Consider the following 23,484-nt stretch of genomic DNA (forward strand, 5'->3'; position numbering starts at 1 on the left):
GTCCGGCACGGGGATAGCTCTTTTTATTATTCCGCGAAAAGCGTTTCGTCCACGCGATCGAGCGCGTAGCGCCCCGCCGGCGCGGGGTCCCGCTTGATCCATTTGCCCTTCGTGAAGTCGGGAATCGCGACAGGGGCGCTGCCAAGCGCTACCGATTGCTCGGACAACGCCGTGATCGACATCCAGACGGCCGTATCGTATACGTCGATCGGCGTGTCCGTCTTCGCCCTGATGCTTTCCGCGAAAGCCCGGAGCACCAAGTAGTCCATCCCGCCGTGGCCGCCGGTGACGCCTTTGCTCAGGAACTCTTTCCAGATCGGATGCTCGTACTGCTCCCGGTACGCCTCGAACGATTCCCATTCGTGAGCCGGGCTGCGGCCCTCGATATGGATCGAGTTGTTGTCCTCCATCCAGATCCCCTTCGTCCCCTGCACGCGTCCCGCTCTCGAATACGGACGAGGCAGCGTCGTGTCGTGGATCAGCTGGATCGTTTCGCCGCCGGCGCATTTGATCATCGTCGTGACGATATCGCCTTGGGCGAATTCCGTCTTCGCGAGCGGATCGTTCTCCCCGAACTTTTCGGTCGCCCAGTGGCGAATGCCGCGCGCCTTCGACGACATCGACGTCAGCGTCAGCAGCCGGTTCCCCCGGTTGACGTTCAATATTTTCGAAATCGGTCCGAGCCCGTGAATCGGGTAGACGTCGCCGTTGCGGTGCAAGTAGTTGCGGTACCGGTTATGCCGGGTCTGCTCGCCCATCGCCACTTCCTCGCGCAGGTCGTGCTCGTAGCCGCACTGGCAATGAATCAGCTCGCCCAGCAGCCCTTGCTTGACCATGTTCAGGACGGTCAGCTCTTCCCGGCCGTAGCAGCAATTTTCGAGCAGCATGCACGGGACGCCGGTCTGCTCGAACGTGCGCACAAGCTCCCAGCATTCCTCGAGCGAGGCGGCTCCGCCGACCTCGATGCCGGCGTACTTGCCCGCCTTCATGGCGGCGACGGCGATCTCCGCGTGCGTGATCCATGTCGTCGCGATGACGACGCCCTGCAAATCGTCGCGCGCCAGCAGCTGCCGGTAGTCCGCATAGCCGTCCGCTTTCGGGCGCCCGGCCGATTCCACGAGCCCGAGTCCGAGCTGCAGCCGGTCCTCGTACAGGTCGCACACCGCCGGCACCTCGATATCGTCCATGGCGAGCAGCGTTTCCAGCAAACCTCTTCCCCGTCCGCCCAATCCGATGACTCCCAGCTTCACGACAGAAGAAGACGTCCCATTCTGACTCATTCCTATCATCCTTTCCCGCGTTTGGAGCGGTTGCATGATTCACCGAAATCGTTATGGAAAACGATATTATACACACATTCAATCATAACCGAAACGATTCGATCCATCAACGATCAAAAACAAACCGATTACAGCCGTTTTGCGCATGACCAAGACGCGCCCTTCTTTCATTCGCAAGGTAACCAACACAGGAGAACGGCAATCTCCCGGAATAGAATGGTTTGATCTTGTACAAGAAGGGGGTGTCCTCATGGCCAAAAGCTCCCGATCCCAGTATCGTTCCGGTACGAATGCGACTCCCGACTGCAGAAGATTTTGCACGAACGTCTGCAACCGGCTGTTCCTATTCGGCCGGCAGCAGTGCATCGCGGATTGCCTGAGGTGCGGGCGGATCGCCGTCGGCGGAATACGCGGCGCGTCGGTCAAAAGCTCGCCGAGAAAAACGTGCAAATGCGGCTGCGGCAAATGCAGATAACCTATCGGCTTCCCGACGAAGAAGTCCCGACCGTCACCGGCGGGGCTTCTTCGTTTCCCCCCCGTCCTCTTTTGACGAACAAAAAAGACAAATCGGGATAAGTGCAACGTTGAAGAAAGCTATTGTATATTTGCCCCGGAAAGCTACAATTAGGGTGTTAAAACCTACTCGGGGAGGAACCATTCGATGAGCAAAATCAAAGTTGCCATTATCGGCTGCGGCACGATCGCGAACAGCGCGCACATCAAGGCGTACTTGGGCAATCCGGATGCGGAAATCAAATACTTTTGCGACATTATCAAGGAGCGGGCCGAGAAAGCCGTTCAAGATTACAGCTGCGGCGAAGCGGTCGAGGATTACAACGTCATCCTGAACGACCCCGAAGTCGAAGCGGTCTCCATTTGTACGCCGAACCATATGCACGCCAAGATCGCCATCGACTGCCTGCGCGCGGGCAAGCACGTGCTGTGCGAGAAGCCGGCGGCCCGGACGTACGCCGAAGCGCTGGAAATGCAGAAGGTGCAGCACGAAACCGGCAAGGTGCTCAACATCGGCGTCGTCAACCGGTTCAACACGGGCGTCAACATTATCCGCAACATGATCCAAAACGGCGACCTCGGCGAGCTGTACCACGTCTATGTCAGCTTCCGCTCGCACCGTTCCATCCCGGGCCTCGGCGGCGCGTTCACGACCAAGTCGATCGCCGGCGGCGGCGTTCTCATCGACTGGGGCGTCCATTTCCTCGACATCGTCATGTATTGCTCGGGTGATCCGAAGCCGCTTACCGTTACCGGCCAGGCGTTCAGCAAGCTCGGTCGCGATATGGAGAACTATTCGTACTTGACCATGTGGGCCGGACCTCCCAACTATGAAGGTACATACGACGTCGACGATTTCGTCACGGCCATGATCCGTACCGAAGGGCCGACCGTCACGGTGAACGGCGCTTGGGCGCAAAACATCGGCGTGAGCGAAATGTACATCGACTTTCTCGGCGACAAGGCCGGTATCCGGCTGCAATACGGCAAAGACTTCAAGCTGTACAGCGCGCAGAACGGCGCCCTGCTGGAGACGACGCCGCAGTTCAACGCACGCGACATGTTCCAGAACGAAATCGATTCGTTCCTGAAATGCGTCCGGACGGGAGAGAAATCGCCCGCCCACATCGACACGGTCATCCTGTCGTCCAAAATTATTCAGGCGATCTACGATTCGTCCGACAAACGCTCGGAAATCGCCGTCGACTGACGGACCGCCATCCCGAAACGAGGTTGAACATGAAGAAAATCGGATTTATCGACTATTTCCTCGACGAATGGCATGCGAACAAATATCCGGAATGGATCGAGAACGCGACGGGCGGGGCGATGAAGGTCGCCTACGCCTACGCCAAGAAGGACGCCGACAACGGGCTCGACAATGCGACCTGGTGCCGCAACAAAGGCGTCGAGCTGCTCGGCTCGATCGAGGAAGTCGTGGAGAAGAGCGATTACTTGATCGTGCTGTCTCCCGACTACCCGGAATTCCACGAGGAGCTTGCGATGCTGCCGCTGCAGTCGGGCAAGCCGACGTACGTGGATAAGACGTTCGCGCCCGACCGGGCGACGGCGCAGCTGCTGATCGATACGGCCGCCAAGCACGGCACGCCGCTCTATTCGTCCTCCGCGCTGCGTTACGCCGCGGAATACGCAGGGGCGGACCGGGAAGGGATCGAGTACATCAGCAGCATCGGCCCCGGCCGCTATGACAATTACTCGATCCACCAGATCGAGCCGATCGTCTCGCTGATGGGAAGCGAGGCGGAACGCGTCATGTTTACGGGCACGGCCAACACGCCTTCGCTCTTGATCGGCTTCTCGGGAGGCCGGCAAGCGGCGATTCACCATTTCGCCGGCAGTCCGTTCACCCTGGCGCTGAATTACGCCTCGGGCAAATCGGCGGTGCTGAAAGCGGAGTCCGACTTTTTCGCCGCCTTCATCCGGGATTTGACCCGGTTTTTCGAAACGGGCGTCCCGACGGTCGATCCGGCCGAGACGATCGCGGTCATTACGATCATCGAATACGGCTTGAAGGCGGCCGCCACGCCGTACCAGTGGATCGAGCTTCCTTCCGGCGCGCGGCAATGAAGGAGAAGCGGCATGCGGGGTGTCTGTTTCACTTCGACCATGTGCCGCCTCCGGGGCAGCGGACGTTCGGTGCCATCGATCTGTACCAGATCGGTGAAATTTGCTGCCAATGCGGCTACGAAATCAAGCCGCACCTGCAATATTGCTTCGAGCTGAGCTACATCGTGTCCGGCAGCGGGTATTTCTACATCGACGACGCTTGCGTGAAGGTGGACGAAGGCGATATCATGTTCAACGCCGTCGGCCATCGGCATGCGATCCAGGCGGGGCCGTCCGACATGCTGCGGTACGTCTATATGGGCTTTTTGTTCAACGAGCAGGCCGACGCGGAATTTGCGGACATTCATTCGTTTTTCCGCTCCGTCCCTTATCAGCATGCGAAGGATACGTACAACGCGGTCATCCCGTTTCTGCGCAACATCGACGAGTTTTACACGCAGAAGCCGTATTCGCACACGATGATCAAAAATTATCTCGAAGAAGTCGTCGTCCTGTCGTACCGCTCCTTCACCGAGAAAAGCGCCAAATTCGCACGCTACACGCCGCAAAAGTCGCCGCATTCGGTCGGCAATACGGTCTACTCCGTCATCCGGTATGTCGAAAACCATATTTTCGAGCTGAAGAGCATCGGCACGATCGCGGAAGATTTGGGCTACAGCTACACGTACTTGTCGCATACGTTCAAGGACAAGACGGGCATGACGCTGCAGCGGTACATCAACCATAAAAAAGTGGAGAAGGCGCTCGAGCTGCTGAAGTACGGCAACCTGTCCGTCAAGCAGGTCGCGGCGCGGCTTCATTACGAGACGCTTCCGTCGTTCAGCAAGGCGTTCTCGCGCATTATGGGCTACCCGCCCTCCCAATACGTCGCCATGCAGCGGGAAGAAGCGAAAGCGGCGGATTGATATCCGCCAGCCCCTCCCCTGCCCTGCAGTCGATTCAGGCCGCCCCGCTTCGGGCGGCCTGAGCGCGTTAGGGATCGCGACGCGAACGGTACGAAACCGACGCAGCCGCCCCACATGAAAAAACGCTGTTTACAAGAACGAAAACGTATGGTATTCTCTATTTCGATACATATAGAAATAAGTCAAAAGCAAGGGTGAGGGTCCATGATCGATCGGAAATCGGAAATTCAGCAAGCCGTCAAAGTATACAAAGCGCTCGGAGAGCCGACCCGGCTCAAAATCGCTCTTTGTTTGACCGACGAGCAATGCTTGTGCTGCACCGACATCGCGAACAAGCTGGAATCGATCGCCGGCTCGACGTTGTCCCACCACCTGAAGCAATTGACCGATTGCGGCCTGCTTGATCTGCGTAAGGAGGGGACGTATATTTACTACAGCGTGAACCGTGAGGTGGCCCAGCGGTACGCCCCTTATTTGTTGGAATCTTAGCGGCATTTTTTCGGCCTTTATTTCTATATTTTTAGAAATATCAAAATAATATGGAGTGGAGAAAGGAGCATCACACGTAATGTCGAACGCTTGGAAAATTTATATGCTGGCCATCGTCAGTTTTCTCGTCGGCACGTCGGAATTTATTATTGCGGGGATCTTGGATAAAGTCGCGGACGATATCGGGGTGACCGTGTCCGCCGCCGGCCAGCTCATTACCGTGTTCTCGCTCGCTTACGCCTTCGGCACCCCCATCCTGATGGCGCTGACCGCCCGGATGGACCGGCGCAAGCTGCTGCTGTACGCGCTCGGCGTGTTCGTCGTCGGGAACGGCATCGCCGTCGCCGTCCCCGGGTTCGAGTTTCTGATCGGATCGCGGATCGTCCTGGCGCTGAGCACGGGGGTGTTCGTCGTAACCGCCCTGACCGTCGCCTCCCGGCTCGCCCCGCCTGACCGGCAAGGGAGCGCCATCGCGACGCTCGTCATGGGCTTCAGCACCGCTCTCATCGTCGGCGTCCCGCTCGGCCGGGTCGTCGCCGCCTACTACGATTGGAAGACGATTTTCGGCGGAATCGGCTTGCTGGGCATCGTCGCAATGGCCCTGATCGCGTTTTCGATTCCGAAGTCGGGCGGCGAAGAGCCCGTCCCGCTCGGCAAGCAGCTGGCGCTCCTCAAGCAGCCGCGCATCGCCGTCGCGCTGTCGATCACGTTTTTCTGGATCGCCGGGTATGCGATCGCCTATACGTATATTTCGCCCTATCTGCTTACCGTTACCGGCATGAGCGAGCAAGGCGTGAGCGCGGGCTTGTTCGCCTTCGGCATCGCCAGCCTGATCGGCTCCAAGCTCGGAGGCTTCAGCACGGACCGGTGGGGCGTGCCCCGCACGTTGATCGGGGGCATGCTGCTTCACGCGGCGTCGCTCATCCTGCTGTCGCTCGCGGCTCATTCGTCGGTCGCCGTGTTCGCGCTTCTCATGCTGTGGTCGTTCTCGGCCTGGTCGTCCGGCCCGACGCAGCAGTATTACTTGATCTCGCTTGCGCCGGAAGCGTCCGGCATCATGCTGAGCCTGAACACGTCCGTGCTTCAGCTCGCCATGGCCGCCGGCGCCGGAATCGGCGGTGTCGTCGTCGAGCAGGTGTCGCTGACGTCGATCAGCTGGATCGGAGCGGCGGGAGTCGCCGTCGCCGCGGGTATGGCCGCCGCCTCCCTCGGCATGAACCGTTCCCGCCTCCGTTCGCTCCGGAAGTCGAAGGAACGGGCTTTGCAAAAGGCGGGTGCGTAAGGACCCGCCGGCGGGCGGCCGAATCGGGATGGGAAGCGGTGATTTCACCGCTTCTTTTTTTGTTTGTGTACCCCCGTTCACCCGTTTGTCACAGACCGAAATGGCACATCCTGCAACATATCCCCTCCTCCCGCCGTCAGGAACTCGTAAGCCGCCTACATACGACGCAGAAAGGAAGAATCGACATGAACCACACCATGAAAAAAAGCTTCGCCATCGCAGCCGTCGCCGCCCTGATGGCGACAGGAACCGCCTACGCCTCCACGCCCGCGGCGACGCAGGCGAATGAAATCGTGCCGATCTCCGCTCCATCCGCCTCTTCGCCCGTCTCGATCGAGGTGAACAGACAAGCGATCGCGGAGACCGGCTACCGGACGGCAAACGGTACCGTTACGATGCTGCCCCTTCGGGCGGTCACCGAGAGCCTCGGCTTTACGTTGACGTGGAACCCGGAGACGCTCTCCGTCGACCTGTCGAAAGGCAGCCTTTTTACGACCGTGACGACGGGCGAAGACCGCTATACGATCGACAACACGCACGCGTCCCTCGGAACGGCGACCGCCTTGGTGGATAACAAGCTTTACGTGCCCGCGTCTTTCGTCGGCAAAGTGCTGCACGGCTCGGTTGCGGAGAACGGCGCTTCGATCGCGGTTTCGCTCGAGGAGCGGCAAAAGACCGTTCAAGCGCAAGGCGTCATTACCGGAATCCGGACGTCGGACGGTGGTCGTGCGTCGATCCATATCCAGGGCGCCGGCACGGACGGAATCGTGCTGAAGGCGGGACCGGATACGGTCGTCGAGATGGCGGACGGAACCCCGATCGCCCTCTCCGATCTGCATCTCGGGCTGACCGTCGAAGCCGAGCATTCGCTCGCGGCGACGCTGAGCTTGCCCCCGCAAACGACTGTCTTCCGCATGACGGTCAAGGACGCCAAGCTGGAGAAGGATAAGCTCGGTACGGCCGGCTCCATCGAGGATGTGCGGACGGACGATAAGGGCAACCGGAGCGTCGTGATTAAAGGCGAAGGCTTGAGCGACGTATCGCCGAGCGAAGTCGTCCTGCGCATTCCCGACGACACCGCGATCGTCGACAAGAACGGGGTACCCGCAGCGGATCGGAAGCTGGCCAAAGGGACGAAGGTCATCGGATTTTACGGCCCCCTGCTGACGAAAAGCTTGCCCCCGATCGGGAGCGCATGGAAAATCGTCGTGGACACCGCCGAGTAAGTGTCGAACGAAACAATAGGGACCGGTTTCGGACCGACCGCCCACCCCAGCAGCCGCCGGCTCGTTCAGCCGGCGGCTTTTCGATTGTCGATTTCCCGGTCATTTTCCCGAATTCGGGAATTGATTGTGCGAAGGAACTAATATATAATGAGGAAAGAAAGCGATTCCCGATAACGGCAAACCTGTCGAAAGGCAGCGACGCAAAGCTACAGGGCCTTCCTGATCCGTCAGATGGCAGCCAGCTACCGAACGAACATGCTTTTTTTGTTTTTTTCAAAGCCCTTTTCGTTCGGCGCCGGGCTTGTACCGATTCGCGAACCGCAGCACTCTAATACGATAAAGGCAAACCTGTCGAAAGGCAGGGACGCAAAGCTATAGGGCCTACTTGACGAATGTCATAGGGCAGCCTGGCCACCGAAGGGAGTACGACGCCATGCGCAAATGGCTGCTGGCGGCAGTTGCGTTTTTTCTTATCCCGTTGTTCGCCGTCGCGAACGCGAACGCCTCGGAATCCGCCGATTGGCTGGATACGGCCAACGCGAATCGCGGCACGATCACGATCCGATACGACGTAAAGCCCGAAGTCAAAACGAAGCTGATGGTCGCCCACGGGTCGGACAAGTATACGTATACATTAACCCCCGGCGTGTCCGGGCAATCGTTCCCTTTGCAAATGGGGGGCGGCGACTACACGGTAACCGTTCTGGAGCAGAAGTCGGGGACGCAGTACCGCGTCGTATCCGAAGCCGTGCTCACGGTTGAGCTGGCGAACGACGCCAGCGTCTATCTGGGCTCCGTACAGAACGTGAATTGGAATGAAGCCGACGAAGCCGTCAAACTGGCGAAGGAATTGACCAAAAACGCAACGACGGATCTCGAGAAAGTTCAGGTCCTTTACGACTACATCATCCGCAACATCCGTTACGACGATGCACTGGCGGCCGATGTGCCGGCCGACTATATTCCCGACATCGACCGCACCCTGGCTTCGGGCAAAGACATTTGCTACGGCTACGCCTCGTTGTTCGCCGCCATGCTGCGAAGCGTCGACGTTCCGGCCAAGCTCGTCATGGGCGATTCGGACTACGTCACCGCTTATCACGCGTGGAATGAAGTGTACGCGGACGGGCAATGGATGATCGTCGATACGACCGTCGACGCCGGATTGCTTGGCGGCGGAGACGCCTTCCAGATGAGCAAAGACGCGGCCCGTTACAAAGCCGCCAAATATTATTGATTCGAAAGCACCGCTAATCTCCCGCACTCCTTATCCGAGCAGCGCGGCCATACGGTTCATCGCTTCTTTCTAGAGCGAAACACCGTAGGGGCGCGCTATTTCCCATTGTTTAGAAAATGTATAGATCCCCGGTATAAACTGGCAACAGTTCGTTCCTTCGAAAGCCGTCTCAACGGCCGCATCCGTCTCCGAGCCTGAGATGCGAAGAGAGCGTGCGCCCGGAATTTCGGCATATAGCCAACAAACGGAGGTGATGGCCGCAAGTCTATAGTCGGTCCGTCCGTCATACAATCAGTTTCAGGAAGAAAAGTATAGGATTGGGAGAACGATACGAATTATGAAAAAGCGAATTAGCGGTATGCTGGTCGCTTTCGTACTGCTGTGGCAAACGCTGTACGGAAGCTTCCCGGCACATGCGCTGGCCTCCGATTCCGAATCGGTCCAGCAATCGGTCTACGGAGCGGTCTACGGAGCGCCCGCCTTCCCCGCCTTATCGGCCTTCGTGCCGGGCGGTGAAAGCCTTCTGACTAAAGTGACGTTGAAAGACGAGAAAGGGACGGTCATCGATGCCGTCTACAATCCGGACAGCCGTCTCGACATCGGCGCGGCGATTCATCTGAGCTACGATTGGGAGCTGCCCAACGGCCACGGCTATAAGGCGGGAGACACGTTCGTCTTCAACCTGCCGACCCAGTTCGCAATCTACTCGGATTTCACCGCTGCGCTCTCCACCGCCGGCGGCGACGTCGGTCAGTTCACGGTGGACCGGAACGGCAAAGTAGTCATGACGTTCAACGATTACATCGAGAATCACTCCAACATCAGCGGCACGCTGGAGGTCCGAACGGAGTTCAGCGTGGAGACCGTCAAAGGAAACGCCGAGGTCACGATCCCGTTCCCGATCCGGAGCGGGGTGCAAACCGCCGTCGTGAATTTGCGGCCTCAGGTCGATTCGACCGTAGACAAGAAAGCGACGCTCGTCGGCAAAGACCGCGTCGATTGGACGCTTCATGTCAACAAAAAGCTCGACAAGGTCACACACGCGGTCGTTACGGATTTGACGCCGGAGGGCATGGAGCTGATTCCGGATTCGATCCGCGTCCATCATCTGCAAGTCAACGGTGACGGCACGGTCGTTCCCGGCGCTCCCGTAGCGGATGCCATCTATACGGTGGATACGTCCGCCGGTACCGGCTTCAAGCTTTCGTTCCTGGACGAGAGCATTCGAAAGGCTTATGAAATCCGATACTCCACCCGTATCGTGGGCGATCAAAGCAAGTTCACGAACAAAGCCGTCTTGTCCGGCGACGGAGTGCCCGACGCCGTAGCATCCGCTACCGTAACGGTACAGCGCGGCGCCCTGCTGGATAAAGCGATCGAGAAGCATGACAAATCGACCGGAATCATCTCCTGGGCGATCAAGTACAACTTCGGCGAGAAAGTCATCCTGGCGGATCAAGCCGTGCTGACGGACCAATTCTCGGCGAGCCAAACGCTCGTGCCGGATTCGCTGAAGGTGTACAAAGGGACGACGAGCGAGCTGCTTCCGAACTCGGCCTATACCGCTACGACAACGGCAAACGGGTTTACATTGAAGTTCAACTCGTCGATCGATTCGGCTTATACGATTCGTTACGAGACGAAGCCGACCGGACGCGTAGAGAAAAACGAGCCGATCACGAACACCGTTTCGCTCCCGGACGGCACGAAGAAGGAAGTCAAAACGACGCAGGAAAGCACCTTGTTCGTGAAGCAGAACACGGGCGCGAACTACAAAGACAAAAAGACGACCTGGAAGCTGACCGTCAACAACGACAAGAAGCCGGATGGCGGCAAGTACGTCATGAACGACGTCGTCATCAAGGATTCATTCCCGAACGCGGGCTTGGAATTTTTGCCGGGTACGCTGAAGGTCCAAAACGTGAGCGGCTCCGTGAAGCTCCAGTCCCCCGCGGACTACACGGTGATCCATACGGATACGAAAGCCGGTTTCGAAATCCGGTTTACCCGGGCGCTTGACGAAACGTTCGTCATTACGTACGAAACGCTTTTCCATCCGGGCTGGAAAACCGACGCTAGCAAAAAGTATATCAACAAGGCCGTCCTGACTTGGAAGGAAGGCGTCACGGACAAAGGGCCGATCGAAAGAACGGCCGACTTCGGCGCGGATGCGTTCACGGCCAACAACGGCGGCAAAGACGGCACCTACGACGCGGCGAACAAACAGATCACCTGGAACGTCAAAGTCAACTACAACCTCGATCCGATCGCCAACGCGCGTGTCGTCGACGTGTTGAAGCAAGGCCAGAAGCTCGTACCGGGCAGCGTCGAAGTATTCCGCATGAACTTGAGCGGCGCCGCGGACGGCGTATCCAAAGGCGATCCGGTTCCGGCCGACCAGTATGACGTCATCCTGCCGGCCGCGGATAACGGCAATACACTGACGGTCGCATGGAAAGCGCCGATCGATTCCGCGTATTGGCTTACGTTCAAGACGACGCTCGAGGGCGCGATGATCGAATCCAAAATCATCAATGAAGCCGTCCTGCAAAGCGGCAACACCGCCGTAGCGACTTGGAAAGGCGACGTAACGATTCCGAATGGCGGCGTATACGTTGGCAAGAAGGGTACGCAAAACGGCAATAAAATCGACTGGACGATTCGGATCAACGAAGGGCAGTCGCATATCGCCAACGCCAAAATTATCGACGACCCGAGTCCGAATCAAATTTTGATCGAAGATTCGTTCCGCCTGTACGCGACGACGGTTCAGCCGAACGGCACGATCGTCAAAGCCGGCGAGCTGAAGAAAGGAACGGACTACAGTCTCGCCATCACATCCGTGGACGGCGTTCGCGAAACGTTCGAGCTGAAGTTCGCACAGCCCGTATCCAGACCGTTCATTTTGGAGTATCAATCGTTTATTAACGCGCCGGACAAAGACAAAGTGAAAAACGAAGTTCGTCTCGAAGGCGACGGATTTAAGACCGAGGTGCGGGAAACGACCGACGAGATCGTCGTGCGCACGTCTTCCGGCTCCGGTTCCGGAGGCGGCGTAACCGGCAGCCTCGAAGTGACGAAGGTCGACAAGGACGACCCGGCGAAGAAGCTCGCGGGCGCCAAGTTCGCTCTGTACGATAAGGCGGGGAAACGGGCGCCGATCGTCCGGACGACCGACGCGAGCGGCCAGGCGTTGTTCAGCGGCTTGCTGTACGACGACTACGTCCTTGAGGAGCTGGCCGCGCCGGAAGGCTATGTAATCGGCCAAGCGAAGCAGAACGTCACGATCGACTCCAGCGTCGTCAAGGACGGCGGGACGAAGAAGCTTGTCGTGACGAACGGCAAAAAGCCGTCCGATCCGCCGGGCCCTGTCGATCCGGGAAATCCGACGGATCCGACTGACCCGACAGACCCAACGGATCCGACAGATCCCACAGATCCAACGAATCCGACAAACCCGACCACCCCGGTCGATCCCGGCAAGCCTCCGGTAACGCCGACTAAGCCGGGAGACGTGGACATTCCGGACGAGGAGACGCCGAAGGGCGGCGTAACGCCTAAACCGGAACAGCCCGAAGTCACGCCACCGACGGTGGACGTCGATGAGGAACCGACGCCGAAAGGCGGCCCGGTACCGGCTCCCGAATCGCCTGCGCGTCTCGAGCCGAAGCCGGCTTCTCCGGTGAAGGAACAGACGCCGAAGGACGGAGCGGAACGTACGCTTCCGCAAACCGGTGAAGCGAGCCCATGGCCGATCTACATGGCCGGATTCGCACTGATCCTGATGGGTGCGGCGCTTCGACGCAAGACCGCGAACCGCAGCCGATAATGTCACGCACGAACGCACTCTCCTTGTCCCGCTTCCATGGCGGGGCAAGGAGAGTCGCCGTTCCGGAAGGGAGGAACGAGACGTCATGCGCCAGCTATCCTATATCCTGATCGTACTCGGCATTGCCGTACTCGCTTCTCCGTGGCTGATCGAGCGGCAGGCGGATCGGGAGCAGCAGCGTCTCCTGCAGGAAGCCGAACAAGGCTTTCAGCTGGAAGACGACGTGATCACGGGGTATGCGCGGCTAAGCCGGCTGCTGGAGGAAGAGCCTCACGAGGTCGAGCCGGCCGCCGCGACGTTTGCGGCAACGCCGCCCACCGCCGATTCCGCCCGTTCGGACGCCGGATCTACGGAGAACGTGCCGGTCGTCGACGGGAAACAGCCGCTCGCCTTGATCGAGATCGCCTCCATCGATTTGAAGCTCCCGGTGCTGGAAGGAGCGACGCAAGCCAACATGAAGGTGGCGGCCGCGCATATGACCGAGACGGACCCGATCGGGGCCGTCGGCAACGCGGCGATCGCCGCCCACCGCGCGCGGACGAAGGGACGGCAATTCAACCGGCTCGACGAAGTGAAGGTCGGGGACGACGTCGTCATCCGCACGGCGGGCGAAACGTACGTTTACACCGTATACCGAACCGCGATCGTCGAGCCGACGGACTTGTCGGTACTCGAACGGGACGGCGACGAGCGGATCTTGACCTTGATCACATGCGATCCGGTCGTCAATGCGACGCATCGGCTCATCGTGCAGGCCAAAATCGGGCAACCGAAAAGTGAACAAACAACCGGCGGAACATAACGTTCCGCCGGTTGTTTGTTTGGTGCCTATTTCCGTTATTAGCCGGAAGTCAACCGGGTTGACCGACCGATCCTCAAATCAGCTCCGTTGCATCCGGAGCCAGATCCCGCACGCGCATCAGATAGGCCGAAACCCGGCGGTCGTCTTCCTCCGGATAGTCGAAGCCCATCCGTTCCGCCACCTCCCGGGCGGTGGCACGGAACAGCTCGATCGCGGTAAACATGGCGTTCCATACGTCCTCGTACGTTTCGTTGCGATACGTGGACAGAAGCTTTCTCCAGTCCGGTCCGGTCATAAACCGTTCCAAATACTTGCCGTTTTTGCCGATACTGACGGAACAATCCGTATCGAGCCCAACCTTCCATTCGATCATCTTCAGCAGCATCGGCCTGAAAATTTGATTTAGATGGTCGATCGCATACAAAATCTCTCGTCTCCACAACCCTTTGGCCACATACGTAGAGACCATCCAAAACTCGTTGCAGCAATCGGCGAAAAACTCGGCCGACGGACGCTTGACCCGGTAATCCTCATCCGTAGGAGGCGGCACTTCCGGGAAGACGCCGTCCTTATCCAGCAAGACCGTCATCAGCTTGTCTTCCTTGACGTATTCCTCCGCTTCGTCCAACGGAATCAGCGTCAGATCCGCTTTGCGGCCGTCCGCAAACAGCATCAGATAAGAAAACCTCCGCCCCAGCTCGGCCGGGAACATCGCCATATCCTCGGGCGTCTGCAGCAGGATTCGCTCGCCGAACGCGTCGATCCAGGACGGGTTGCCGATGAAGGCATCCATGTCCGTCACATGGTAGCTGATGTCGAAGTCCTGCAACCAGTCCTTCGGCGCGTACGGATTCGTCCTCGATCCTTCCAGCGTCACGGCGCGAATCCGCTCGTTACCCTTGGCGTAATTCAAAAACAGATCCATCATCTCTTGCTCGGTTCTCATCCCCGCACCAACCTCCAGCTTTTATTTTTAGATCGACTCGCAAGAAGCGGAGGCGGTCCGCGTATTCGGATGCGCGCGGATCGGTGACGGCGAGGGGGTTACAGCTTGTTCAGCCGCTTTTTCATCGTAAGGATCCTCCTCCCAAAACTGGCCGTAATCCTAAAATGAGTCGAAAACCATTGGCAGTTGTACACTATTTTATCAATAAAAGGACGGCACTTCCACCGACGTCAATCGGCACAATCAAGATAGCAATCCATAAGAAGCGCAGCCGGTCCCGCTGCTGTAAAGTAGTCTTGTACGAAACCACTCAAGCGGAAAGGATGTTGGACAATGGGAACATTGAAGCCGTACATCATCTCGGAGGATGCGAGAGCCCAATCCGAATTTTACTTGCAGGCGCTCGGCGGCGAGATCATGTCCGTCAGCACGCATGGTGAATTACCGGGCGCGCCGAACGAGCTCAAAGATAAAGTCATGCATATGTGTCTCGCTATCGCCGGAGAAAACTTCCTCTTCATGGCCGATGCCATCGAGCCGGTTACCCATGGAACCGACCTCGCCCTGACGATCGCGTACCCCACCGAAGCGGAGGCCGCCGAAGCGTTCGCCAAGCTTGCCGTTGGCGGCACCGTGAAGCATCCGATCGAGATGCAGCCTTTCGGCATCTACTACGGCGAGCTCACGGACAAATTCGGCGTCATCTGGATGATTACCGCGGAGCCGAAGGCGGAGTAAGCTTGACCTAGATCGTCATTGCATAAGTTCCGGAGAATACAACAACTTCTTCGGCGCCAAAGGCTGTTTAACCAAAGGCACCGGCGGTCTACGGCTTTATTCCGAGCCTAGTCTGCCGGTGCCTCATTTTTGCTGCCAGACTGCTTCGGTCTTCTAAAAAGAAAACTGGCTCCAAATCAAAACAGCAGCAGCCTCGGACGAGAACACAAGGTTGTCTTAGACTGCTGATGCTTGATTCGAGATGGGGAATTATCAGAAGTTACTTATATTGGATCAGACCCAAATGAACACCGGTCGGATCGACAATATAGGCAATGTAAAAATCGCCAAAATCCATTTTCGGCTGCGTCACGGAGGCACCATTTTCCACCGCTTTGGCCAATAAATCGTCTATGGAATCGACCTGGATTTGCAAGCGAGTGCCCCGCGGAAAATGGTCCGGCCCTTGCGCGATGCCGCCGTTGATACCTGGTTCATCGGAAGCCCCGGTCTTGGCTGACCGGTAGCCCCACTGCGGCTCGGACACTTCCCAACCGAATACGGTTGAGAAAAATCGAGCTTGTAGTTCCGGATTCGGGCTGCTCAATTCGAACAAAACGACTCGATTCATGGTCGGCACCTCGATTGATATAGTTGTTTAAATAATATCCGAAAGCGGCAATCCTAGCTCGGATGCGGCTGCTTTCATAAAATCTCTACAGAAGGAGTAGTCGTTCCAGCGAGCGATTTTGTACTTTTCCCACTCCAGTGTGTTGATGTTATTCAACATCATGCCGCTCTCCGTCCGGATCAGGATGATTAGGGCAGGTCTACCCCACAAATATTTCTGGTAAACGAATAGATCTTTCTGAAGTTTGGTGCCGGTGTACGGGTTTAGCGATTTTTTCGTAATTGTATCTTTGCCGTACTCTGAGCTGCTCATCGAAACGAAGCTAAACGTCGCCTCGTTAATAAGGAAGTTCGCAAGCTCCACGAAATCTTTCCGGTTGAACGCATCGAGAAATCGCCGCATGATTTCAGGGCGCACAGCCGGTCGGGGCGGTTGGCTCCGATGAAGCGAATTGCCGTGTCCACTATCGTTCATCTTGCGCAGGTTGGCTCTGGCACGGTGCAGCATTGCATGTACCGAAGTTTCCGTCGCGGAAATCAGCTCCGCAGTTTCCTTTGCGGTAAACGAAAAGGACTCCATCAGGATAAACACGGCCGCTTGCTTCGGCGTCAGGTGCCGGACCAGCATTTCCAACGCTTCATCAACCGCCAAATAATCGGGAGCATCGTTCTCAGGCAGCTTCCCCTCTTCCAATTCTACGAATTTCGCTTTCATGCGGCGGCATTGGTCGATCCAATGATTCGTTGCCACGCGGAACAAAAAACTTTTGGCTTGAAGCGGCTGCTCCCTGTGGGAAAGAGCAGACAACGACGCAAAAGATTTCAGCAACGTATCCTGCAGCAAATCTTCCGCATCCCACGGCGATCCCGTCAACTTTTTGCAATAATGCCATAGTTCGGATCGAAACGGACGAACAATTTCGATGAATCGTCCCCATGGGTCAACCGTACTCTCGCCGAGAAGTTGCAAGTCGGTTTTGTCCAAGCTTCATCTCCTCTCAACACCCATCTATTATAAATACGAAAATCCGACGCCTTTCCATATGGGTTCATTAATTTTTTTCGTTTTCGCCATGATATATCCTTCTTGGACTGCAATCTGCGATACGTTCTTGTCCCCAGCCTACTACAAGTTGTCCCGGACCGGACGGAAAAATTCTTAACCCAGCAATAAGAAAAGCTTCTGATCGAAGCCTTTCGATGAAGTACATTCGTGTTTTAGCGGCAGCTTATTCTTGGGACGGAAAGTCGCATTCGCTTTAGCGCTTTAGCGAAGTTAAACGTATCGTTAAAAGAAAAGTCGAGCAAATGTCAGGATATCACCCTGAATCTGCTCGACTCCGATATGACTTTTAATTACCAATGGAACAACAGCCTTAATCGGCCTCCCCTCACTCCACCGTAACCGACTTCGCCAAGTTGCGCGGCTTGTCGACGTCGTGGCCGAGGGCGAGCGAGGCGTAATACGCCAGCAGCTGCAGCGGGACGACGGACAGCGCCGGCGTCAGCAGCGGGACGGTGCGCGGAATTTCGAAGACGAGGTCGACGGCTTTGCCGAGCTCATGGTTGCCTTCGAGAGCGATGCCGAGCACGTGGGCGCCGCGCGCCTTCACTTCCTTGATGTTGCTCACCGTCTTCTCCAGCAGCTGCTCCTGCGTCGCGAGCGCGATGACCGGAATGCCGTCCTCGATCAGCGCGAGCGTTCCGTGCTTCAGCTCGCCGGCCGCGTACGCCTCGGAGTGGATGTACGAAATCTCCTTCAGCTTGAGCGACCCTTCGAGCGCGACCGCGTAATCGAGCCCGCGTCCGATGAAGAACAAGTCTTTGTGCGAAGCGATCTGTTCCGCGTACTGCTTGATATCGTCCGCGTGGTTCAAAATCTCCTCGACCTGCTCCGGCAGCTTCTTCAGCCCCTCGATCGTCTCACGGATGACCGCCGCGTCCTGGGTGCCGAGCGTCTGCGCCAGATGGAGACCGAGCAGGTAGAACGCGATCAGCTGCGACGTATACGCCTTCGTCGAGGCGACGGCGATTTCCGGGCCCGCCCACGTGACGATGACGTCGTCCGCCTCGCGGGCGACGGAGCTGCCGACGACGTTGGTGATGGCGATGACGCGGGCGCCGCACCGCTTTGCCTCGCGGAGCGCGGCCAGCGTATCGGCCGTTTCGCCGGATTGGCTCACGACGATGACGAGCGTATGCTTCGTAATGATCGGAGAGCGGTACCGGTACTCCGAAGCGACGTCGGCTTCGACCGGAATGCGCGCCAGCTGCTCGATGACCGACTTGCCGACGAGTCCCGCATGATAAGCCGTACCGCAAGCGACGATATGGATGTTATGAATGTCCCAAATCTGCTCCGGCGTCAGCTTCACTTCGTTCAGTACGACCCGCTCGCCGGACGCGTCGATCCGGCTGCCCATCGTATCGCGGTACGCCTTCGGCTGCTCGTGAATTTCCTTCAACATAAAATGATCGAATCCGGCTTTTTCCGCCGTCATCAGATCCCAATCGACATAAAACGTTTCCCGGGAAATAAAGTTGCCCTCGATCGTCCGCAAATCGACACCGTCGCGGGTCAAAACGGCCATTTCCCCGTCGTTCAAAATGTACACGTTCCGCGTATATTCCAAGATGGCCGGGATGTCCGAGCCGATAAAGTTCTCGCCGTCGCCCACCCCGATGATGAGCGGGCTGGCCAGCCGTACGGCGACGAGCTTCTCCGGCTCGTACTCGGTCAGGACGCCGAGCGCGAACGCTCCCGTCATTTTTTTGACCGCCTTCTGCACCGCCGTGACGATATCGCCCTCGTACAGATCGGCGATCAGATGGGAGATCACTTCCGTATCCGTCTCCGAGACGAAATGATGACCCTTGGCCGTCAGTTCTTCCTTCAACGTCATGTAGTTCTCGATAATGCCGTTATGCACGACCGAAAACTTCATCGAATTGTCCGTATGCGGATGGGAGTTGACGTCCGACGGCTTCCCGTGCGTCGCCCACCGGGTATGCCCGATGCCGATCGTCCCTTCGAGCGGCTCCTGCTCGAGCTTCGACTCCAGGATGGCGAGCCGTCCCTGCGACTTCTTGACCGCCAGTCCGCTGCCCGTATATACCGCCAAGCCCGCCGAATCATACCCCCGGTACTCCAGCTTTTTCAGCCCTTCGATCAAAATCCGCTGCGAATTCCGCTTTCCTACATATCCTACAATGCCGCACATAGGCTCCATACCTCCGAATGAGTAGTGTGGACCTGTGCGCTCTTTACGAAACTTCAGCGGCTGCGCATGACAAAGAAACGTACATCTGTACGATTTTTTACACAACGATCCTGTTTTCAAAGAGCGCAGCAGGTCAATCGCGAATCCAAAATCATCTATAAGTTCCGTAAGCCGATCAGGGACCGCATTTAACCGAACCTTCCCGTCTCCGTACGCGGAAGGCGCGCGATCCGATCGTTCATTCCATTGCTTCGCATCACGCGGAAATCTTGTCCGCCCGGTTGCCCGAACGTTTTGCCTTCCCGCTTTCGGCCCGATGCGACATGCCGAGAGGTCCCCGCCGAATGTTCCGAACACCTCTACCTCGTCCGCTCGCTTATGCAAATCCGGCCCGCCCGTTATCCGATCCGGCGGCCGCAGCAAGCGCAGGCGCTTGTCAAACCGTACAACTCCTGCCCACCTTTCCATTCCAAAGTGATGATACCATCATATTCAATTTCGCAAACCGGTGCAACCTGCAAAATTCGTGAAAATTGGGCGCCAATCGTCAAAAATCCCCCGGATACTCATCCGGAGGATTGTTTTCAGATACAATACGTATCAAATGTTAATATTTCGTAACAATTCGTACCGAATATTAAAAATGAATTAGACCAATTCCCTCGTCACGACATCGGCGATTTCCGCCACATATGCTTCGACGGACGCTTTGTCCGGCCCTTCTGCCATAACCCGCACGAGCGACTCCGTACCGGACGGACGCACCAGGACGCGGCCGTTGCCTGCAAACCGCTTCTCTACGCTTTGGATCGCTTCCTCGATGGCGGCGTTGCCCTTCAGCTTGCTCTTATCCGCGACGCGTACGTTGACGAGCACCTGCGGATATTTCTGCATAAGGCCTTTCAGCTCGCTCAGCTTCTTGCCCGACTCCACCACCGTCTGTACGAGCTGCAAGCCGCTCAGAATGCCGTCGCCGGTCGTGTTGTAGTCGAGGAAGATCATGTGTCCGGACTGCTCGCCGCCGAGATTGTAGCCGCCCTTGCGCATCTCCTCCATGACGTACCGGTCGCCGACCGCCGTCTGCACCGCGCGGATGCCGAGCTTCTCCGCCCCTTTGAAAAAGCCGAGGTTCGCCATCACCGTCGTCACGATCGTATCGTGCTTGAGCGTCCCGGCGCGCTTCATCGCGTCGCCGCAAATGCTCAAGATGTAGTCCCCGTCGACTTCCTCGCCCAGCTCGTCGATCGCGATCAGCCGGTCCGCGTCGCCGTCGAACGACAGGCCGAGATGGGCGCCGAGCCGGACGACTTCCTCCTTCAGCTTCTCCGGATGCGTCGAGCCGCAATGGTCGTTAATATTGCGCCCGTTCGGTTCGGCCCCGATCGTATGCACGTCCGCGCCCAGCTCACGGAAAACTTTCGGAGCGAGCTCGTAAGCGGCCCCGTGCGCGCAGTCCAGCACGATTTTCAAACCGTCGAACCGGCGCCGTACCGTCGTCTTCAAATAATCCGTATACCGGTACTTCGCTTCCGGATCGTCATGCGCCGTCCCCAAATCGCCGCCCACCGGGCGCGGCAGCTCGTCGGCCGCCGCATCGAGCAGCCGCTCGATTTCGAGCTCGGTCTCGTCGAACAGCTTGAAGCCGTCGCTGCCGAAAAACTTGATGCCGTTATCCTCGACCGGATTGTGCGACGCCGAGATCATAACGCCCGCATCCGCCCCCATCGTCCGGGTCAAGTAAGCGACTCCCGGCGTCGAGATGACGCCGAGCCGGACGACGTCCGCTCCGATCGACAGCAGGCCGGCGACAAGCGCCGCCTCGAGCATCGGGCCGGATACGCGCGTATCGCGTCCGATCAGGACGACCGGCTTCTCTGCGTGCTGGGTCAAGACATAGCCGCCGCAGCGGCCGATTTTATAAGCGAGCTCCGGGGTCAGTTCCGAGTTGGCGACACCGCGTACCCCGTCCGTTCCGAAATATTTTCCCATTCGTTCGTTCCTCTCCTTATGACAGCTCCTCGTTTCGCGTCCCATGGGACGCGGCTGTTACGGCTGCTTTTCCGTTTGCGTTTGCGTTTGTGCCGGGGTCTGCGGTTGAACCGGCGTTTGCGTCGTCGACTGAACCGGCGTCTGCACTTGTCCGGCGCCGGCGGCCTGCTGGCCGGCCTTCGCCGTAATGTCGACGACCGCCTGCGGATTCGCATCGACTTTTTTGACGAATTGGGGCAAATTCAAGTTCACTTGGATCGCATGCTCGCCCGGCGGCTGATTGCTGACGTCGACGATCGCCTGCACGTCCTGCGGCCTCAGCTTCGCGAGCGTCGCCGGCGCCCCCTCGACGGTTACGTTCACCGTACCGCCTGCCGGCGTTTTGATTTTCGTATCGTATTCGTTGTTTTGTCCGATAATGGTGATCGGCACCTGCTCGAGCGTCTTGCGCTCGGACGGCACGATCTGCACCTTGACCTCGACCTTGGCCGGATCGACGAGCGTAATCCGGTTTTTCAACGGAATATCGAGCGTAAACGTCTGATCCGCCTTAACTCCGGTCAAATCGATCTGCGGCCCTTCGTAGAAGTCGAGCGTGTTGAGCAGCTCCTGCGGCCCGTAGACGGTAATTTGGTCGAAGGACGGCTGGAACGCCGCCACGCCGAAGCCGGAGGCGGGTTCGCCGATCACTTTAAGCTGCAGCGGCATTTTTTTGAACGGCTGCGTAATCGGCACCTCGACGTCGACGACGGGAGGGCTGATCGTCACGGCCAGCTCCTTGCCGTTCTTGTCCAAAGCGACCAGCTTCGCCTGCTTCGTCACGGCCGACTGCGCGTTCTCGATGTTGACGTCGGCCCGAACCGTAATCGCTTCGTCCATCAAGCCGCTCGGTACCGTGAGCAGGACGCGGTTCGGCTTCGCCACCGGCTGCCCGGCTTTGAACCCGTTCGCCGGGTTGCCGATCAGATTGACGGTGACGGGCACTTCCTTCGTCTGCTTCTCCTCCAGCACGACCTTCGCGTACGGCGGGAAGATCGATACTTTGACCCCGGACGGCGAGTTTTTCGCGATAAGCGACAGCGTATTCTCCCCGACCTTGGCGTCGGTCAAATCGACCACGATTTGATACTGGTCGGTGCTCAGCTTCTTCAGCGCCGACTCCTTGCCCTCCAGCCGGATCATGACCTCCGTCGGGTCCATCGACTGGATATGGAATTTCGTATCGTCGTATAGGGGCGTTACCTTTACATTATAAATCGTACGTTCCTGCGTCGTCGAGAAGCCGTTGCCGGTCGTGGCGTTTTCGTCCAGCCGGACGACCGCCCACAGCAAAATCCCGAGAAGGAGCGCGATCACTTTGACGACATTCGTATTGCGAAGCCATTTATCCATGCTGCTTCTCCCTTCCTTTCCGCTTCCAGAAAGGAGTCTTCTCCTTGGCCTTCGCCTTCGGGCGCAGTTCCTCGAACAGCTTCGAGACGAGCGATTCGTCCTTGATGTCGCGGACGATTTGGCCGTTCAGCGCCAGCGAGACTTGTCCGGTTTCTTCCGATACGACGACGCAGATCGCGTCGCACACCTCGCTCATGCCGATCGCCGCCCGGTGGCGCGTGCCTAGCTCCTTGCTGATGAACGGGTTTTCCGACAGCGGCAAATAACAGCCGGCGGCCATGATCTGGTTGCCGCGGATAATGACGGCCCCGTCGTGCAGCGGCGTGTTCGGAATGAAGATGTTGATCAGCAGCTCCGATGTGATTTGCGATTGGAGCGGAATGCCCGACTCGAGATAATCGTTCAGCCCCGTTTCCCGTTCGAATACGATGAGTGCGCCGATCTTCCGCTTGGACAAATGATTGACCGCCTTCAATATATGCGAAATGCGGTGCGTCACGTCCTGCTCCTCGTCGTTCGACGACCGGCTGAACAGCTTACCCCGTCCGAGCTGCTCGAGGGCGCGCCGCAGCTCCGGCTGAAAGATGATGATGACCGCCAACACGCCGAACGTGAACATTTGGTTCATCATCCATTGCAGCGTGTTGAGCTTGAACCATATGCTGAGCGCCCACGTCAGGACGACCACCACGATGCCTTGCAGCAGCTGGACGGCCCGCGTGCCGCGGATAAGCAAAATCAGTTGATAAATGACATAGCTGACGATCAGGATGTCCACAATATCTTTAATCCGGATTTCGGTCAACAGTTCCATGCCCGTTCCCCCATGGCCCCGTCAGGAGCCTCTCTGTCTGGTTGCAACAACCCGCATGCGGGTTACGGCGGCCGTGTCGAGATCGATACGCCTTCTTTAAATCATACCATATTTTCAGAAAAAA

Annotated in this window: 19 protein-coding genes and 2 riboswitches; of the genes, 11 read left to right on the forward strand and 8 right to left on the reverse strand. The window is 57.8% G+C overall.

Annotation, left to right across the window (positions count from 1 at the left end; translation table 11 throughout):
• Positions 1-26: 26 nt before the first annotated feature.
• Entirely contained in the window at positions 27-1,280 is a 1,254-nt protein-coding gene (locus DLM86_RS29090; protein WP_110843571.1) for a Gfo/Idh/MocA family protein, read from the reverse strand.
• Positions 1,281-1,530: 250 nt separating this feature from the next.
• Between DLM86_RS29090 and DLM86_RS31855 the strand changes: the two genes are divergently transcribed.
• From DLM86_RS31855 to DLM86_RS29140, 10 genes are all read left to right on the forward strand, one after another.
• Positions 1,531-1,755 carry a hypothetical protein gene (locus DLM86_RS31855; protein ID WP_146250326.1) on the forward strand — a complete coding sequence of 75 codons (225 nt, stop codon included), beginning with the start codon at positions 1,531-1,533 and terminating at the stop codon, positions 1,753-1,755.
• 186 nt (positions 1,756-1,941) lie between these two features.
• Positions 1,942-3,003, forward strand: coding sequence for a Gfo/Idh/MocA family protein (locus DLM86_RS29100; RefSeq protein ID WP_110843573.1), 1,062 nt, complete (start codon positions 1,942-1,944; stop codon positions 3,001-3,003).
• A gap of 29 nt (positions 3,004-3,032) precedes the next feature.
• The gene (locus DLM86_RS29105) at positions 3,033-3,881 is read left to right on the forward strand and encodes a Gfo/Idh/MocA family oxidoreductase (RefSeq protein WP_110843574.1); all 849 of its coding nucleotides are present in this window, start codon (positions 3,033-3,035) and stop codon (positions 3,879-3,881) included.
• A complete protein-coding gene (locus DLM86_RS29110) occupies positions 3,878-4,786 on the forward strand; it encodes a helix-turn-helix domain-containing protein (protein ID WP_110843575.1) in 909 nt (302 codons plus the stop codon). The genes DLM86_RS29105 and DLM86_RS29110 overlap by 4 nt, the downstream gene beginning before the upstream one ends.
• A gap of 204 nt (positions 4,787-4,990) precedes the next feature.
• On the forward strand, positions 4,991-5,275 hold the full coding sequence (locus DLM86_RS29115; RefSeq protein ID WP_110843576.1) for an ArsR/SmtB family transcription factor: 285 nt from the start codon (positions 4,991-4,993) through the stop codon (positions 5,273-5,275).
• Between the two features lie 79 nt (positions 5,276-5,354).
• Positions 5,355-6,557, forward strand: a complete 1,203-nt coding sequence (locus DLM86_RS29120; protein ID WP_110843577.1) for an MFS transporter — start codon at positions 5,355-5,357, stop codon at positions 6,555-6,557.
• Between the two features lie 185 nt (positions 6,558-6,742).
• Positions 6,743-7,783 carry a copper amine oxidase N-terminal domain-containing protein gene (locus tag DLM86_RS29125; protein ID WP_110843578.1) on the forward strand — a complete coding sequence of 347 codons (1,041 nt, stop codon included), beginning with the start codon at positions 6,743-6,745 and terminating at the stop codon, positions 7,781-7,783.
• A 165-nt stretch (positions 7,784-7,948) separates the two neighbouring features.
• Positions 7,949-8,033, forward strand: a riboswitch (cyclic di-GMP riboswitch).
• Positions 8,034-8,114: 81 nt separating this feature from the next.
• Positions 8,115-8,202: riboswitch (cyclic di-GMP riboswitch) on the forward strand.
• Positions 8,203-8,216: 14 nt separating this feature from the next.
• Positions 8,217-9,020: a transglutaminase domain-containing protein gene (locus tag DLM86_RS29130; RefSeq protein WP_110843579.1), complete on the forward strand. Its 804-nt coding sequence runs from the start codon at positions 8,217-8,219 to the stop codon at positions 9,018-9,020.
• A 337-nt stretch (positions 9,021-9,357) separates the two neighbouring features.
• Entirely contained in the window at positions 9,358-12,849 is a 3,492-nt protein-coding gene (locus DLM86_RS29135; protein WP_110843580.1) for a collagen binding domain-containing protein, read from the forward strand.
• Positions 12,850-12,934: 85 nt separating this feature from the next.
• Positions 12,935-13,651, forward strand: coding sequence for a class D sortase (locus tag DLM86_RS29140; RefSeq protein WP_110843581.1), 717 nt, complete (start codon positions 12,935-12,937; stop codon positions 13,649-13,651).
• Positions 13,652-13,724: 73 nt separating this feature from the next.
• On the opposite strand, the gene DLM86_RS29145 is transcribed toward DLM86_RS29140, so the two are convergent.
• Complete coding sequence (locus DLM86_RS29145) at positions 13,725-14,597, reverse strand: aminoglycoside 6-adenylyltransferase (RefSeq protein WP_110843582.1); 873 nt, start codon at positions 14,595-14,597, stop codon at positions 13,725-13,727.
• 333 nt (positions 14,598-14,930) lie between these two features.
• Between DLM86_RS29145 and DLM86_RS29150 the strand changes: the two genes are divergently transcribed.
• Positions 14,931-15,335 carry a VOC family protein gene (locus tag DLM86_RS29150; protein ID WP_110843583.1) on the forward strand — a complete coding sequence of 135 codons (405 nt, stop codon included), beginning with the start codon at positions 14,931-14,933 and terminating at the stop codon, positions 15,333-15,335.
• Between the two features lie 259 nt (positions 15,336-15,594).
• Here the strand turns inward: DLM86_RS29150 and DLM86_RS29155 are convergent, their stop codons facing one another.
• The 6 genes from DLM86_RS29155 to cdaA all read right to left on the reverse strand — a co-directional run bounded on the left by DLM86_RS29155 (position 15,595) and on the right by cdaA (position 23,360).
• Positions 15,595-15,945, reverse strand: a complete 351-nt coding sequence (locus tag DLM86_RS29155; RefSeq protein WP_110843584.1) for a VOC family protein — start codon at positions 15,943-15,945, stop codon at positions 15,595-15,597.
• A gap of 27 nt (positions 15,946-15,972) precedes the next feature.
• Positions 15,973-16,929: an RNA polymerase sigma factor gene (locus tag DLM86_RS29160; protein ID WP_110843585.1), complete on the reverse strand. Its 957-nt coding sequence runs from the start codon at positions 16,927-16,929 to the stop codon at positions 15,973-15,975.
• A gap of 406 nt (positions 16,930-17,335) precedes the next feature.
• On the reverse strand, positions 17,336-19,165 hold the full coding sequence (glmS, locus tag DLM86_RS29165) for a glutamine--fructose-6-phosphate transaminase (isomerizing) (RefSeq protein ID WP_110843586.1): 1,830 nt from the start codon (positions 19,163-19,165) through the stop codon (positions 17,336-17,338).
• A gap of 648 nt (positions 19,166-19,813) precedes the next feature.
• Entirely contained in the window at positions 19,814-21,154 is a 1,341-nt protein-coding gene (gene glmM, locus DLM86_RS29170) for a phosphoglucosamine mutase (protein ID WP_110843587.1), read from the reverse strand.
• A gap of 57 nt (positions 21,155-21,211) precedes the next feature.
• Entirely contained in the window at positions 21,212-22,546 is a 1,335-nt protein-coding gene (locus tag DLM86_RS29175) for a CdaR family protein (protein ID WP_110843588.1), read from the reverse strand.
• Positions 22,539-23,360: a diadenylate cyclase CdaA gene (gene cdaA, locus DLM86_RS29180; RefSeq protein WP_110843589.1), complete on the reverse strand. Its 822-nt coding sequence runs from the start codon at positions 23,358-23,360 to the stop codon at positions 22,539-22,541. Before cdaA ends, DLM86_RS29175 begins: the two co-directional genes overlap by 8 nt.
• Positions 23,361-23,484: the final 124 nt, after the last annotated feature.

Origin of the sequence: Paenibacillus flagellatus, assembly GCF_003217775.1 — a bacterium.
GTDB lineage: Bacteria > Bacillota > Bacilli > Paenibacillales > NBRC-103111 > Paenibacillus_AB > Paenibacillus_AB flagellatus.

Bases quoted from the DNA above. Each gene is read 5' to 3' on its own strand.
- DLM86_RS29125 (WP_110843578.1), top strand. From the start codon at position 6,743: ATGAACCACACCATGAAAAAAAGCTTCGCCATCGCAGCCGTCGCCGCC.
- DLM86_RS29110 (WP_110843575.1), top strand. From the start codon at position 3,878: ATGAAGGAGAAGCGGCATGCGGGGTGTCTGTTTCACTTCGACCATGTG.
- DLM86_RS29150 (WP_110843583.1), top strand. From the start codon at position 14,931: ATGGGAACATTGAAGCCGTACATCATCTCGGAGGATGCGAGAGCCCAA.
- DLM86_RS29135 (WP_110843580.1), top strand. From the start codon at position 9,358: ATGAAAAAGCGAATTAGCGGTATGCTGGTCGCTTTCGTACTGCTGTGG.
- DLM86_RS29145 (WP_110843582.1), bottom strand. From the start codon at position 14,597: ATGAGAACCGAGCAAGAGATGATGGATCTGTTTTTGAATTACGCCAAG.
- cdaA (WP_110843589.1), bottom strand. From the start codon at position 23,360: ATGGAACTGTTGACCGAAATCCGGATTAAAGATATTGTGGACATCCTG.
- DLM86_RS29140 (WP_110843581.1), top strand. From the start codon at position 12,935: ATGCGCCAGCTATCCTATATCCTGATCGTACTCGGCATTGCCGTACTC.
- DLM86_RS29120 (WP_110843577.1), top strand. From the start codon at position 5,355: ATGTCGAACGCTTGGAAAATTTATATGCTGGCCATCGTCAGTTTTCTC.
- DLM86_RS29100 (WP_110843573.1), top strand. From the start codon at position 1,942: ATGAGCAAAATCAAAGTTGCCATTATCGGCTGCGGCACGATCGCGAAC.
- DLM86_RS29090 (WP_110843571.1), bottom strand. From the start codon at position 1,280: ATGAGTCAGAATGGGACGTCTTCTTCTGTCGTGAAGCTGGGAGTCATC.
- glmM (WP_110843587.1), bottom strand. From the start codon at position 21,154: ATGGGAAAATATTTCGGAACGGACGGGGTACGCGGTGTCGCCAACTCG.
- DLM86_RS29175 (WP_110843588.1), bottom strand. From the start codon at position 22,546: ATGGATAAATGGCTTCGCAATACGAATGTCGTCAAAGTGATCGCGCTC.
- DLM86_RS29115 (WP_110843576.1), top strand. From the start codon at position 4,991: ATGATCGATCGGAAATCGGAAATTCAGCAAGCCGTCAAAGTATACAAA.
- glmS (WP_110843586.1), bottom strand. From the start codon at position 19,165: ATGTGCGGCATTGTAGGATATGTAGGAAAGCGGAATTCGCAGCGGATT.
- DLM86_RS31855 (WP_146250326.1), top strand. From the start codon at position 1,531: ATGGCCAAAAGCTCCCGATCCCAGTATCGTTCCGGTACGAATGCGACT.
- DLM86_RS29130 (WP_110843579.1), top strand. From the start codon at position 8,217: ATGCGCAAATGGCTGCTGGCGGCAGTTGCGTTTTTTCTTATCCCGTTG.
- DLM86_RS29155 (WP_110843584.1), bottom strand. From the start codon at position 15,945: ATGAATCGAGTCGTTTTGTTCGAATTGAGCAGCCCGAATCCGGAACTA.
- DLM86_RS29105 (WP_110843574.1), top strand. From the start codon at position 3,033: ATGAAGAAAATCGGATTTATCGACTATTTCCTCGACGAATGGCATGCG.